The 13,612-nt window shown below is 67.9% G+C and carries 11 protein-coding genes; 7 read left to right on the top strand and 4 right to left on the bottom strand.

Going from position 1 to position 13,612, the window contains the following annotated elements; translation table 11 throughout:
• Nucleotide 1: 1 nt before the first annotated feature.
• The gene (locus FK268_RS03510; protein ID WP_146431130.1) at nt 2–1,234 is read right to left on the bottom strand and encodes a PucR family transcriptional regulator; all 1,233 of its coding nucleotides are present in this window, start codon (nt 1,232–1,234) and stop codon (nt 2–4) included.
• Between the two features lie 117 nt (nt 1,235–1,351).
• The gene (locus tag FK268_RS03505; protein ID WP_146431128.1) at nt 1,352–2,212 is read right to left on the bottom strand and encodes a phytanoyl-CoA dioxygenase family protein; all 861 of its coding nucleotides are present in this window, start codon (nt 2,210–2,212) and stop codon (nt 1,352–1,354) included.
• 343 nt (nt 2,213–2,555) lie between these two features.
• Between FK268_RS03505 and FK268_RS03500 the strand changes: the two genes are divergently transcribed.
• Nucleotides 2,556–5,207: an aminotransferase class I/II-fold pyridoxal phosphate-dependent enzyme gene (locus FK268_RS03500; protein WP_146431126.1), complete on the top strand. Its 2,652-nt coding sequence runs from the start codon at nt 2,556–2,558 to the stop codon at nt 5,205–5,207.
• Nucleotides 5,208–5,293: 86 nt separating this feature from the next.
• On the opposite strand, the gene FK268_RS03495 is transcribed toward FK268_RS03500, so the two are convergent.
• Complete coding sequence (locus tag FK268_RS03495; protein ID WP_146431125.1) at nt 5,294–6,664, bottom strand: NAD(P)/FAD-dependent oxidoreductase; 1,371 nt, start codon at nt 6,662–6,664, stop codon at nt 5,294–5,296.
• 206 nt (nt 6,665–6,870) lie between these two features.
• Nucleotides 6,871–7,761 carry an NAD(P)-binding domain-containing protein gene (locus FK268_RS03490; RefSeq protein ID WP_146431123.1) on the bottom strand — a complete coding sequence of 297 codons (891 nt, stop codon included), beginning with the start codon at nt 7,759–7,761 and terminating at the stop codon, nt 6,871–6,873.
• A gap of 212 nt (nt 7,762–7,973) precedes the next feature.
• Between FK268_RS03490 and FK268_RS03485 the strand changes: the two genes are divergently transcribed.
• From FK268_RS03485 to FK268_RS03460, 6 genes are all read left to right on the top strand, one after another.
• A complete protein-coding gene (locus tag FK268_RS03485; RefSeq protein ID WP_146431121.1) occupies nt 7,974–8,807 on the top strand; it encodes a phytanoyl-CoA dioxygenase family protein in 834 nt (277 codons plus the stop codon).
• Nucleotides 8,808–8,837: 30 nt separating this feature from the next.
• Entirely contained in the window at nt 8,838–9,482 is a 645-nt protein-coding gene (locus FK268_RS03480) for a TetR/AcrR family transcriptional regulator (protein ID WP_231706894.1), read from the top strand.
• Between the two features lie 205 nt (nt 9,483–9,687).
• Nucleotides 9,688–10,521 (top strand): phytanoyl-CoA dioxygenase family protein, encoded by an 834-nt coding sequence (locus FK268_RS03475; RefSeq protein WP_146431117.1) that lies wholly within the window; start codon nt 9,688–9,690, stop codon nt 10,519–10,521.
• A gap of 30 nt (nt 10,522–10,551) precedes the next feature.
• The gene (locus tag FK268_RS03470; RefSeq protein ID WP_146431115.1) at nt 10,552–10,956 is read left to right on the top strand and encodes a RidA family protein; all 405 of its coding nucleotides are present in this window, start codon (nt 10,552–10,554) and stop codon (nt 10,954–10,956) included.
• A 109-nt stretch (nt 10,957–11,065) separates the two neighbouring features.
• Nucleotides 11,066–12,556: an MFS transporter gene (locus FK268_RS03465; RefSeq protein WP_146431113.1), complete on the top strand. Its 1,491-nt coding sequence runs from the start codon at nt 11,066–11,068 to the stop codon at nt 12,554–12,556.
• 73 nt (nt 12,557–12,629) lie between these two features.
• Nucleotides 12,630–13,490, top strand: a complete 861-nt coding sequence (locus tag FK268_RS03460; RefSeq protein ID WP_146431111.1) for a phytanoyl-CoA dioxygenase family protein — start codon at nt 12,630–12,632, stop codon at nt 13,488–13,490.
• Nucleotides 13,491–13,612: the final 122 nt, after the last annotated feature.

Below are 13,612 nucleotides of genomic sequence, written 5' to 3'. Positions count from 1 at the left end.
CTCAGCGGCCCTCGCGGACGCGGAGCAACCGCAGGGCGGTGGCCACCTCGATCAGATTTCCCACCAGGGGGGCGGGGAGCAGCTCGTCGATGCGGGCGAGGCGCCGGTCGATGGTGTTGCGGTGGGTGTAGAGCCGTTCGGCGGTGCTCGTCCGGTTGAGGCCCTCGTCGACATAGGTCAACACGGTCCGGTGCAGGTCCGGGCTCGCGTCCTTCAGGTCGCCGAGGATATCGGCCGCGAACCGGTCCGCCGCGGCGACGTCGGCCGAGAACAGGTCGACGAGGTGGACGTCCTCGTACCGAACGCAGGGGAGCGGCGAATCGAGCCGGGCGAGAAGCCGTTGCGCGGCAACGGCATCCATATGCGTCGCCCGGAAGCCTGCGACGCCGGCGGAGGGCCTGCCGAGCGCGACGCGCACGCCCCGTCGGCGTCCCAGGCGCTCGACGAGGGCATCGACAGTGGGGGCGTGCTTCGCCGGGATCCACAGCCAGAGCGCGGTGGTCCCGGCCACGACGGTGAGCCGGGTGCGGGCCTCGCAGGCCCGCATCACCTGCTCGCTCGCTCGTTCGAGCGCGCCGACGTCCTTCTCGGAGTCCACCCACACGACCGCGCCGATGTGCGGTCCCATGAGCGCGTACCCGAGTTGGGCCTCGGCGCGGGAGGTCGGGATGTCGGCACCCTGTAGCAGCAGTTCGACGGTGGCGTAGCGCTGCAGCTGGGAGCCGCCCGCGAGTTCCTCCCGGATCTGCTGCACATGGTCGGCCAACTCCGTGATCGAATCGTCGACGTACGCGGTGAGCGAGTTCCCGGAGATCTCGATGAGTTCCTGCAACTGTTCCGGGTCGCTGGTGATGGCGAAGCATCCCGACAGCCACCACTTCCACGCGACGCGCTGGGCGGCGCGCCAACTCTGCGTGTCGTCGGTGGTCAGCCCGCGCAGCACGACATCGCGGGCGTAGGTACGGATCTCGTCACCGGCGCCGGGGACGACCCGCGCTCCGGGATCGGCGATGTTGGACGTGAGCCAGACGCGCAGCCGCGTGGTCACGACCCGCGCGTCGGCCTCCGCGAGGGCGGGATCCTCGGCGATCTCCCGATACCGCGGGTCCACCAGGGATGCTGTCGTCAGGTCGTCGATGACCTCGTCCGTTCGGGTCAGCATCGATTCCGCCAGCGCCCGGATCAGTTCTCGCACCGGCTCGGACGCCACCGGCCACAGGTCTTGCGCCGTCATGCTCCGAGTCTGGCGCGTGGCGCGCCGGTCGCGGGGAAGAAACGCCGAGATGCCCCCGACGCGCAATCGGTCGGAGGCATCGGGCGCCGGGCGTGGTGCCCGGCATCGTCGGGTCTGTTACAGGCCCAGGTAGTCGCCGAGTTCGCTGTAGTCGACTTGCCAGAGGCCGGGGGAGCCGAGGGGGTACTGGGAGCGGAAGCCGAGGATGCGCTGGACGCGTTCGGGGAGGGTCTTGACGATGTCGCGGTCAACGAGGAAGGGGTAGGCCTCTTCGCCGACGAGGAATCCGGGGTTGAAGGCGAAGGAGACGGCGCGGCGGTATTCGTCGGTGGTGATGTTGGCGCCGCCGCCGTGGGCGGTTTTGCCGCTGAAGAAGAGGGCGTCGCCGGCGTTCATGATGGCGGGGATGGTCTGTTCGGGGGTGCCGCGGTCGTTGTAGTCGGGCCATTGGTGGCTGCCGGGGATGACGCGGGTGGCGCCGTTGTCCTCGGTGAAGTCGGTGAGTGCGATGAGGAAGTTGAGGGTGATTTCGGGGCCGGCGGGGCCCATGCCGACGAAGGGGTACCAGTTTTCGAGGTCGCGGTGGAGCATCTGGGGGCGGTTGCCGGGGCCGATCTCGATGACCTGGGCGGTGGTCATCCAGTAGGTGCCGGACTCTTCGAGGAAGGTGGCGTCGCAGAGGGCGTGGACCAGGTCGTGGTCGATGATCTCTTCGCGGAAGACGGGGCTGTGGGTGACGAGGTTGGTCAGGCGCTTGGTGTTGGCGCCGTGGAACTCTTGGACGATTTCGAGTTCGTGGGTGCTGCCGGGGTGCAGGGCCTGCAGCGGGGCCTCGATGTCGGCGTTGAATCGGGTGATCTGGTCGGCGGTGAGGAGGCCCTCGATGATGACGCCGCCGTCGCGGGCGACGATCTCGCGGATCTCGGCGACGGGGGTGGTGTTGGCTACTCGTTGGAGGGTGGCATTGACTGCGGTCATGGCGTTTCCTTCTCTCTCGTGACCGATGTGGCGTAGGTCTCATCATTACGACGGTTTCGGGCGGTGACCATGATCACGTCGCATCGACTTGCGCTCCGATGGGGTGCGAATCGCACCTCCGCCCCAGGTAGCGGATGTCCGAGGGCGGCTTGGCGCCGCCTGGGGGCTGGTGTGTGCGAATCCCACCCCCGGCCGGCCGAAGACGATGGTGTTTGGTGTGTCGTCCGACCGGCCGGAACGAGCAGGATGGTGGCGGGGTGTGCGGCGACGTCGAGCGGCGAGTCCCGCGCGCGCCGGGTGGATCGACCGAACCGCGCCGCCGATCGTGATCGGAGAGCACGTCATGCCCCACGACATCGAGAAGATCGCTTCCTACAACGGCGTGGTCCAGCTCCGCGCGGACACCTGGTGGCGCATCGCGGACTTGGCTCGGCGGCGCGCAGCGGCCCCGTCGGGTCCGGCGGCGGAGGAACTGCACCGCGCGCTCGTCGAGCAGCTCGCGTCCACGGACGCCTACGAGCGGTACTTCAGCTACCCGGGACCCGAGGCCGTGGCGCGAGTGCACACTCTGGTCGCCGAGCCGACGGAGGCGAAGGAACTGGCGGAGATCACCGATCGGATCAGTCGTCGCCTCACCGACGGCGACCCGTCGGACGAGCGGCTGGTCGACGGCCGGCCGCGGTTCGACGTACTTGTGCTCGCCGCGACGTCCCCCGGTGACGAGGAGTTCATCCGCACGCAGTTGCCGACGGCCCGGCGCCCCGAGGATCCGTTCCGATACGAGCCCGTCGTGGTGCACAGTGCGACCGACGCCGTGATCGCCGCGCTGGTCAACCCGCAGATCCAGGCCGTGGTCATGCGATCGGACTTCCTCAGTGTGCCCGTCGGGGACACCGTGGTCGCGGACGCGCTCGAGGCGAGCGTCGAGCTGGACGAACTGGACGCGGTAGGTACGGCGGACCGCGTCACGGCCGTCGCCACCGCTTTGCGCGACCTGCGCCCCGAGCTGGACCTCTATCTGCTGGAGAGTGCTGCCGTGGAGATGCTCGCCGCGAGCGTCGGGACCGTCTTCGACGGCGTGTTGCTCGCGCAGGAGGACGTGCTCGACCTGCACCTGACGATCCTGCGCGGAGTCTCGAAGCGCTACCGGGCGCCGTTCTTCCATGCGCTCACCGAGTACGCCCGCAAGCCCACCGGCGTCTTCCACGCGATGCCCATCTCGCGGGGGCACTCCGTGGTCGGGTCGCAGTGGATCGGCGAGATGGCGGACTTCTACGGGCTCAACATCTTCCTCGCGGAGACCTCGTCGACGGCGGGCGGACTCGACTCCTTGCTCGAGCCGCACGGCCCGATTCGGGAGGCGCAGGACCTCGCGGCGCGTGCCTTCGGAGCCGAGCGCACCTATTTCGTGACGAACGGGACCTCCACCGCCAACAAGATCGTCGAGCAGGCGCTGCTGCGCCCCGACGACGTGGTGCTGGTGGACCGCAACTGCCACAAGTCGCACCACTACGCGCAGGTTCTCGCGGGCTCGCGCGTGGCCTATCTGGACAGCTACTCGCTCGACGAGTTCTCCATGTACGGGGCGATCCCGATCCCCGACATCAAGCGCGTGCTCCTGCAGTACCGCGATGCGGGACGGCTCGACGAGGTAACGATGATCTCGCTCACCAACTGCACCTTCGACGGCGTCGTCTACGACGTCGAGCGGGTCATGACCGAGTGCCTGGCGATCAAGCCCGACCTCGTCTTCCTCTGGGACGAGGCGTGGTTCGGGTTCGCCCGGTTCCACCCGATCTACCGCCGCCGCACCGCGATGGCTGCCGCCGCCTCGCTCGCGGCACGGTTCCGCACGCCCGAGTACCGGGCCGAGTACGAGCGGCGGGTCGCGGAGCTGGAGGGGGTGTCCGCGGACGAGCTCGCCGGCGAATCCCTCCTGCCCGATCCGGACGCAGTGCGGATCCGCGTGTATGCGACGCAGTCCACCCACAAGACCCTGACCTCGCTGCGGCAGGGTTCGATGATCCACGTCCATGACGAGGACTTCCGTTCGTCCGCCGCAGCCTTCGGCGAGGCGTACATGACGCACACCTCCACCTCCCCGAACTACCAGATCCTCGCCTCGCTGGACATGGGGCGGCGGCAGGTGGAGCTCGAGGGCTATGAGCGCGTGCAACGGCAGATCGAGCTGGCGATGACCCTGCGGGACACGGTGGCAGGGCATCCCCTGCTGCAGAAGTACTTCCGGGTGCTCGAGGCCGAGGATCTGATCCCCGAGCAGTACCGGGCGTCGGGCGCCGACGGAATGTTGCACGCCGGGCCGCTCGCGATGGACCGCGCCTGGCGCACCGACGAGTTCGTGCTGGATCCGTGCCGGGTCACGATCGAGATCGGCGGCACCGGCATCGACGGCGACACCTTCCGCCACGGGCAGCTGATGGACCGCTGGGGGATCCAGGTCAACAAAACCACGCGGAACACCGTGCTCGCGATGACCAACATCGGCACCACGCGCACCGCGGTCGCGCACCTGGTGCGCGCGCTCGTGGGGATCGCGGAGGAGATCGAGGCGGGGAACGCCCGGCGCGACGAGCGGGAGCTCGCCGCGTTCACCGAGCGGGTCCGCAGCCTGCAGGAGGAGCACCCGCCGCTGCCCGACTTCTCGCGGTTCCACGACGCTTTCCGGGCGTCCGGTGCGGGGGAGCTGCCCGACGGTGACATGCGCCGCGCGTACTTCCTCGCGTACGACGAGGACATGATCGAGTACCTCTCCGCCGCCGAGCTCCGTGCCCGGCTCGACGCCGGCGATGCGGTGGTCTCGGCGAGCTTCGTGACCCCGTACCCGCCGGGGTTCCCGATCCTCGTCCCGGGCCAGGAGGTCAGCCTCGACATCCTCGACTTCATGGATGCCCTGGACACGAAGGAGATCCACGGACTCGACCCGGCGCGCGGCTACCAGGTGCTCAGCGCGGCGGGTCTGGCGCCGAAGGACTGAATCGCGCTGTGGCCTCGGAGGATCTGGGCGCCACGACGAGAACGGGGCGGGGACCACTGGTCCCCGCCCCGTTCGTCACGGTGCGCTCAGCTGATCGCGCGCCGGCTACGACGGCGCAGCTTCCGCCGCGCCAGCGACTTGCTGCCGCTGAAGTAGTCGCCGATCCGGTCCGCGGCCCAGGCGAGCGCGATGACGGGCTCCTGCAGTACGAGCGCCATCGTCCCCGGGTACTTCGGGGCACTCGACCAGATGCCCGCCAGGTCCTCGTGCATCTGATCATCGACGATGTAGTCGGCGATCAGCTTGTGCACGTAGGGCACCTGACAGAGGCCGTGGCCGTTGCAGGACATCGCGTAGTAGACGTTGTCGCCCACCTGCCCGGCGACCGACAGCCAGTCCGAGGTGAAGCCGATCCATCCGCCCCAGGCCTGCGCGATGGAGACGTCGGACAGCGTCGGGAACCGGTCGGAGAGGTCTTTCGCCATGTCCTTGATCAGGCTCGGCGACGGGACCCGTTCCGGGAGCGGGTAGCTCAGGCCGCGCTCCACCCGGCGGACCCCGCACACGATCGTGTTGCGCGCGGTGAGCCGGTAGTGGGTCATCAGCTGATGCTGGGTGATGATCCCGGACCGGCTGGTCCAGTCGAGCTCGGCGAGCCGCTCCGGCGCGATGGGCTCGGTCTCGGCCTCGACGACGTACATCGGCACTGAGAGGTTCTTCGGCGTGATGTCCCACTCGCCCGAGTAGGCGTTGGTCGCGAGCACTACCTTGTTCGCCCGCACGGTGCCGCGCGGGGTGGTCAGCTCGACGATGCCGCCCGTCTGGCGTACGTCGGTCACCGGCGACTGCTCGTAGACCTTCACCGTGGAGTCGAGGACGGCGCGGCGCACGCCCCGGGCGAGCTTGCCGGGGTTCAGTGCCCCGCCCACGTTCTCCCGCATGCCGCCGACGAATCCGGCGGGGAGCCCGAGCTCCTCACTGGTGCCGAGGGTGCCCTGCCCGCCGCAGGCGCGCAGGATGGCCGCCTGGGTGCGCACCCGGAGCATCATCATCGGGGACACGGCGCCCCAGACCAGTCCGTTCGCCTCGTAGTCGCACTCGATCTCGTGCGTCTTCATGAGGTCTTCCATGTATTCGCCGGCGTTCTCCGCGAGCTTCACCATGACCTTGAGCTTGCCCGGGTCGGTCAGGGCGAGCATCCGCAGGTCGCCGCCCGGGGCGCCGGCGATCTGGCCGCCGTTGCGCGAGGCCGAGCCGAAGCCGCAGAACTCGGCCTCCAGGAGGACCACGTCGTCCTTACCGCGCTCGGCGAGGCGCAGGGCCGTCGCCATGCCGCCCATGCCGCCGCCGATCACGGCGATGTCGCAGGTGAGGTCGCCGTCCACGGCGGGCTGCAGGTCGTCCGGCCGGTCGTACCAGCCGGTGAAGTTGAGGTACTTGGTGCCATCGGTCTTCATGCTGTCTTGATCTCCCTCGAGTGGTGGGTGTGACGGTCTGTTGGCCTTGTAGGCGAAAGAGTCTCTGACCGAATGTGTTCGGGTCTTCCCGGTGCCCAGGCGGCTGCTCTCTCCACTGTGACGACCCGCGCCGGGGGATGCCATCGGCATGTCGTGGCGTTTTTGTGCGGAGCGCGGTGCAAGGTGCACCAGGGTGTTCGGCGCGGTCAGGCCGTGGCGCGCGGCCGCGCGAGCGTGCTCAGGGCGAAGAGGCTCAGCTGGCCGAGGCCGGCCTCCTCGGCCTCGTTCATGTTCTCGACTGCGGTCGCGAGCATGCTCGCCTTGTAGCCCTCGCTCTGCATGAGCTGCACTCCGGCGCGGCAGCCCTCGGCGTACACGCTGAGGTACGCGGAGTCGGTCTCGTAGTTCCCGGTGGTGATCGCCTCGACGACGTGCTTCGAGGTGTCCGCGAGCACCTGCGTCATGATCCCGCTGACCGCGCCGAACATCTCGGGGTCCACGCCCTCCAGCAGGGCGTAGGTCGCGCCCTCGATGTAGGCGGTCAGCGCGGAGGTGTAGAACGCGCCGGTCACGGCCGCGTCGAGGACGCTCGCGCCCCTGACCTTCTCCGCGACCAATACGGAGAAGGCGCCGGTCGTCGTGAGCGTCGCCTCGTGCGCCTTCCAGGCGTCCGGCGATCCCGAGAACAGGACCATGCCCTCGGCCGTGCCGATGTGCTCGGGGTGGCAGAGGATCGCACCGTCGAGGTATGCGCCCCCGCGCTCCGCGGCCCAGGCTTCGAACTCCTCCGCCTCCGACGGCGCCGCGGTGCCGAGGTTCACCAGGGTCGTGCCGGTGAGGTCGGTGACGCCGGCGAGCGCGTCTCGTGTGGTGGCGTAGGTCGACGTGCACAACACGACCAGGGGCGCCGCCGCCACCGCATCACTCGCGATCGCCACCGGGTCGACGCCGTGCGCGGCGAGTGCCTCGGACTTCTCGGGGGTGCGGTTCCACGCCGTGGTGCGGAAGCCGCGCGCGGCGAAGTTGCGGGCGAGGGCGGCGCCCATCAGTCCGCAGCCGATCACGGTGACTTCGTGGGAATGGTTGCGCTCGAGCATGGTCAATACCTCGCGGTCGGGATCGTTATGACGTGCATCACTCTCCCGTGGACGGTTGGTGTCGTTCCACAACAGTTCTCAGCGTCTCGAACGGTGAGGGTGGTGCAGGGTGCACCGTGCGATGAATATTCATAACAACTGTTGTGTAAATCATTGGAGGGCGCTAACGTGCTGTGTGTCACACCGACCGAGAACGAATGAAGGAGTGCCCGATGGTCGATCAGGAAGCGATCCGGCAGTTCCGCGAGGACGGGATCACGGTGATCCGCAACTGCCTCGATGAGGCTCAGCTGGCGGCGTGCCGTGAGGCGCTCGACTGGAACATGGCCCATCCCGGCCCGTATCTGTGGCGCGCCTACCAGGGGACCGCCCTGTCGACGCACATCGACAACGCGAACCCGAACGCCAAGCCCAAGCTCGACGCGCTGGTGCAGGAACTGCCCTTCGCGGAGATCTTCCAGCAGCTGTGGGGTTCGGAGCATGTGTGGTACTTCGCGGAGGAGATTTTCGTGAAGGAGGGCGGGAAGAGCGGCCGGGGCCCGTTTCATCAGGACACGGCGAACCTGCCCTGGGCGGGGGCGCATTGGGGCAACGCGTGGATCTCGTTCGAGCACATTCCGGCGGCGAACTCGCTGCAGGTGGTGCGGGGGAGCTGGAACGGCATCGAGTACGACGGTGCCAGCTTCGAGGACGCCGACGATCCCACGGACCCGCTGCACGACGACGGGATCCTGCCGCGGTTGCCGCACATCGACAAGGATCTGGAGGAGGATCCGAACGCATGGGATCTGGTCTCCTACGAGATCAATCCCGGCGACGTGGTCTTCTTGCACCCCAGGTCGATCCACGGCGGTGCGCACGTCGACGAGCAGACGCCGGACCGGCACACACTGGTGCTGAGGTTCTTCGGAGACGACTCCACCTTCCGCGAGCTTCCTCGGACCAATCCGAAGTACGTCCGCAACGGGTCTCTGTTCAAGGAGGAGATGGCGAAGCTCAACCAGGGCGATCCCTTCCGGTCGCCGATCTTCCAGCAGATCGCCTGACGGCCGGGTCGATCCCTACGGGGCTGTATCGTGGCGGTCGTGGTGGATGGTGGTTCCGGCGGTCGCAAGTCGACCCCTCGACGGGGTCGCCCGCCGGGGGATCGCGCCGAGCGGCGGGCCGAGTTGCTGCGCGCCGCGACGTCCATCATCGCCAGCGACGGCTACGGTGCCTGTTCCTTGCGGAAGGTCGCCGAGGCTGCAGGCTGCACCACCGGTGCGGTGACCTACTACTTCAAGAACAAGACCGAGCTGATGGTCGCGATCGCCGAGCGTCGATTCGACTCGTACGCGACTCTGCTCGACCCGGGCACGGAGCGCGCGGGAGTGCGCGCGATGCTCGAGCGCTGGCTGGAACTGACGGTGACGAACCGCGAACAGTGGCCCGTGATGAGTCAATTGGTGACTTCTGCGTGGCAGGAGCCGGCAATCGCGTCGATCGTCCAGGAGCGGTACGGAAAGTTCCGGGCGGATCTTGCGGACATGATCCGCGAGGGCCAGGGGCACGGCACGATTCGCGACGACGTCCCCGCTGATGTTCTGGCGGACAATGTCACGGCGATGGGTGATGGCTGGGCGATGCTGGCCCCGATCGAGCCGGACCGGTTCACGCCCGCGAAGGTCGAGCAGCTGCTCGATGCCGTCGACACCCTGTTGCGCCCCGTCGACGCCGAGTAGGCGTCCGCTTCCCGTCTCGAGCGACCGCCCCTGAGTGATCCACGCTGGGGCGTGCGGTCGGTGCTGTCCGCACCGCCGTGCATACGAATCGTTGCCATGCAGTTCAGCATGCTTTTTCTATTTTTCATAACAACTGTTGCGCAAAAGAAGCCGGACCGCTAGCGTGTCCTGCATCACACCGAAGCGCAGTGAAGGAGAGGACTCGATGATCGATCAGGAAACCATTCGCCAGTTCCGCGAGGACGGAATCACGGTGATCCGCAACTACCTCGACGAGGAGCAGCTGGCGGCGTGCCGTGAGGCTCTCGACTGGAACATGGCCAACCCGGGGCCGAACATCTTCCGGGCCCTCGAGGGCACGTCGCTCGCGACGCACATCGACAACGCCAACCCGAACGCGAAGCCGAAACTCGATGCGCTCGTGCAGAAGATCCCGTTCGCGGAGACCTTCCAGCAGCTGTGGGGTTCGGAGCACGTGTGGTACTTCGCGGAGGAGATCTTCGTGAAGGAGGGTGGCAAGAGCGGCCGGGGGCCGTTCCATCAGGACACGGCGAATCTGCCGTGGGCGGGTGCGCATTGGGGCAATGCGTGGATCTCGTTCGAGCACATTCCGGCGGCGAACTCGTTGCAGGTGGTGCGGGGGAGTTGGAACGGCATCGAGTACGACGGGTCGACCTTCCGCAACCCGGACGATCCGACGGAGCCGCTGCACGATGACGGGATCCTGCCGCGGCTGCCGCACATCGACAAGGACATGGAGGAGGATCCGAACGCCTGGGATCTGGTCTCCTACGAGATCAATCCCGGCGACGTGGTCTTCTTGCACCCCAGGTCGATCCACGGCGGGGCGCACGTCGACGAGCAGACGCCGGATCGGCACACGCTGGTGTTGCGCTTCTTCGGTGACGACTCGACTTTCCGTGAGCTGCCCCGGACGAATCCGGTGTACGCGCGCAACGGCTTCCTCTTCCGTGACGAGATGGCGAAGTTGAACCAGGGCGATCCCTTCCGGTCGCCGATCTTCCAGCAGATCGCCTGACGGCACCCGACGAAAGAGGACCACACCACCATGACGACACGTCAGATCCACAACCCCGGCGACCGCGCGCAGCGCTACTACGACGCGATGCACTTCGCCACCGCGACCCGCGTGGGCGATCTGGTCTGGGTCTCGGGCCAGGTCGGGATCGATCCGGAGACGAGCCTGCCGGCGGAGGGGATCGAGGCGCAGGCGCGCTTCGCCTTCGAAGGGGTCAAGGCCGCGCTCGAGGCGGCGGGGGCGTCGATGGGCGACATCGTCGAACTCCTGACCTTCCATACCGCCCTGGCGCGCGATTCCGCCGTATTCTCGGCGGTCAAGGATGAATTCATCCGTGAGCCCTACCCGTGCTGGAGCGCCGTCGGCGTCACCGAGCTCGCCCGGCCCGAGCTGCTCGTGGAGATCCGCGCCGTCGCACACATCACCGCGGGCTGATCCACCACCGCTCTTCCCTTGCGCCGCCGCTGCGGCCTCGTCTCCACGCCTCACGGCTCGCGTCGTCGACGCCGGCCGCCCCTAATCACTCCTCCGAAGTGAGTCAGTCATGCCCGATTCCCTTGCAGTGACCCCGTCCGAGACCGGCCGCGGTCGCGAGATCCTGGCCCGTATGGACCGTCTCCCCGTCGTCCGTTCGCACATCGTGTGGATCGTGCTCATCGCGATCAACATGATGATCGAGTACTACGACAACGGCCTCAACATCCCCCTCGCCACCGAGTTGCCACGCGATCCGCAGACGGGGGTCGCGCCGGAGGCGGTGGGCAACGTGCTCTCGATCTTCTACGCGGGCATGATCGTGGGCGCCATCGTCGGTGGCCGCCTCGCCGACCGCTTCGGCCGGCGACCGGTTCTCATCTGGGGAACCGTTCTCTACTCGTGCGCGTCACTGATGACGGCGGCGCTGCCGCACTACGAAACACTCCTCGTGTCACGGTTCATCACGGGCATCGGTGTGCAAGCGGTGACCTCGGTGCTGGTGACCTACATGGCTGAGCTCTTCCCGGCCGCTCGACGGGGGCGCTTCGTCGCGGTGTCGACCATCTCGTTCACGGCCACCGCGCCGTTCCTCGCGGGCTTGGCGGCGTTCATCCTCCCCAACAACCCGCCCGGCGCGTGGCGGATCCTGGCGCTGGTCGGCGCGGCCGGCCTGCTGGTGGTACCGGCGGTGCGCCTGCTGATGCCCGAGTCCCCGCGGTGGTTGATCGCGAACGGCCGGACCGACGAGGCCGAGCGCGTGGTGGCACGCCTGGAGGCACAGGCGCTCGCGGGCGGAAAGTCCCTGGCGCCGGTCGTGGTGCCGGACGAGGTGCACGAGGAGAAGATGAGCTTCCGCCGCCTGATGGCGGACAGGGGTCTGCTGAAGATCATCGCGGTGGTCGGATTCGGTTGGTTCGGTGCGACTCTGGGGCTCTATATGCATCAGAACTTCGTGGTCGACATCCTCTACGCGATGCATCTCGCCGAGGGGCGGGACGAGGCCGCCGCCCTCGACAGCTCGTACATGTCGTATCTGATCTGGTCCTGCCTCTACGTGATCACGCCGGTGCTCACGTTCGTCCTGATCGGCCGGTTCGAGCGGAAGACGGTGATCCTCCTCGGATCGCTGTCGGGTGCGGCCGCGATCCTCTGCATGGCGTTCGGCGGGATCACGGTCTACAACGTCGGCGCGACGGTCGCCTTCATCCTCACCGGCGTGGTGTTCTCGACATACTACGCATACATCCCCGAGGTCGTCCCCACGCAGGCCCGCGGCTTCGGGTCCGGCATCATCTTCGGGATCGGTCGCCTCGGGGCGATGGTCACCGGAATCCTCTACACGGCACTGTATTACCCGTCGCCGAAGGGCTTCTTCGGGTGGGACCGGGCGGGCGTCTACATCGTCGCCGCGGCCGCCTACATCGTGTCCGCGCTCGTGGTCGTCGCCTTCGGCCCCAGGACCGCCAACCGCTCGCTCGAGGAGGTCGCACACGACCAGGTCCTCCGATCCGGTACCGCACCCACCCGCACGCCCGCACCCGCTCCGAACCCTGCATGACACTCGCCACGGGGTCGCGTCCGCCGAGCGGCCCCGTCGCACTCACCCTTCCGGCGGAGAAGGAACGAACACCATGACATCAGTCGATGCGACTCTTGAGCGGGTCGCCCGCACCACCCCTGTCGCCGAGATCCTGGAGATCGTCGCGCGTGACGGCGGCGTCATCATCGAGGGGCTCCTCACCGCGGATCAGGTCGCGCGGTTCAACGCCGAGATCGAGGCGCCGCTGCAGGCCCTGGCCGCCGGCAGCACACACGAACTCGCCGCCGTGCAGGAGTTCCACGGCGCCAACACCAAGCGCCTGACCAACCTGGTGACCCACAGCCCCGTCTTCCGCGAGGAGATCATCGATCACGATCTCGTCCACGCACTGTGCGATGCCACGTTCCTCGAGGAATCGGGCACCTACTGGATGACCACAGCCCAGGTCATCGAGATCGGCCCCGGCAATGCGCCGCAGCGGCTGCATCGCGACCTCGGCAACTGGTACCCGTTCGTAGCGATGGGCCCGGCCGGCCCGGAGGTGACGCTCAACTTCCTCATCGCACTCACCGATTTCACCGAGGAGAACGGGGCGACCCGCGTGATACCGGGCAGCAACCGGTGGCCCGACTTCACGGACTACGGCTCCCCGGAGCAGACGATCCCCGCGATCATGAACGCCGGCGACGCGCTGTTCATCAGCGGGAGGACTGTGCACAGCGGCGGCGCGAACGTCACGACGGACGAGTACCGCCGCGCGGTGTCCTTCGCCTTCAACCCCGGCTTCCTGACGGGGGAGGAGGCCTACCCCTTCCTCGTCGACCGCGAGGTGGTCACGACCTTGCCCGAGCGGGTGCAGCGGATCCTCGGCTTCCGCTCGCAGTACCCGACAGGCTCGCCGGGGCTGTGGCAGGTCGACTACCGGGAGCTGGCGGATCACCTCGGGCTGTAGGTAGAGAGGCTGGGGCGGCGGAGATCGTTGCGGCCGGGATGCGCTCTGCATCCCGGCCGTTCGTGTGTCGAACGGTCTCAAAGGCCCGCTATGTCGGATTCGATTCCGGCGGAACAGGTCAC

Source organism: Tsukamurella sputi (assembly GCF_007858445.1).
Taxonomy (GTDB): Bacteria; Actinomycetota; Actinomycetes; order Mycobacteriales; family Mycobacteriaceae; genus Tsukamurella; species Tsukamurella sputi.
The sequence above is the reverse complement of the archived record's forward strand: the minus strand, read 5'-3'. Positions and strand labels throughout refer to the sequence as shown.

Excerpts from the sequence above, each read along its gene's own strand:
- FK268_RS03470 (WP_146431115.1), top strand. The coding sequence starts at position 10,552 with ATGACGACACGTCAGATCCACAACCCCGGCGACCGCGCGCAGCGCTAC.
- FK268_RS03465 (WP_146431113.1), top strand. The coding sequence starts at position 11,066 with ATGCCCGATTCCCTTGCAGTGACCCCGTCCGAGACCGGCCGCGGTCGC.
- FK268_RS03500 (WP_146431126.1), top strand. The coding sequence starts at position 2,556 with ATGCCCCACGACATCGAGAAGATCGCTTCCTACAACGGCGTGGTCCAG.
- FK268_RS03510 (WP_146431130.1), bottom strand. The coding sequence starts at position 1,234 with ATGACGGCGCAAGACCTGTGGCCGGTGGCGTCCGAGCCGGTGCGAGAA.
- FK268_RS03475 (WP_146431117.1), top strand. The coding sequence starts at position 9,688 with ATGATCGATCAGGAAACCATTCGCCAGTTCCGCGAGGACGGAATCACG.
- FK268_RS03460 (WP_146431111.1), top strand. The coding sequence starts at position 12,630 with ATGACATCAGTCGATGCGACTCTTGAGCGGGTCGCCCGCACCACCCCT.
- FK268_RS03505 (WP_146431128.1), bottom strand. The coding sequence starts at position 2,212 with ATGACCGCAGTCAATGCCACCCTCCAACGAGTAGCCAACACCACCCCC.
- FK268_RS03485 (WP_146431121.1), top strand. The coding sequence starts at position 7,974 with ATGGTCGATCAGGAAGCGATCCGGCAGTTCCGCGAGGACGGGATCACG.
- FK268_RS03490 (WP_146431123.1), bottom strand. The coding sequence starts at position 7,761 with ATGCTCGAGCGCAACCATTCCCACGAAGTCACCGTGATCGGCTGCGGA.
- FK268_RS03495 (WP_146431125.1), bottom strand. The coding sequence starts at position 6,664 with ATGAAGACCGATGGCACCAAGTACCTCAACTTCACCGGCTGGTACGAC.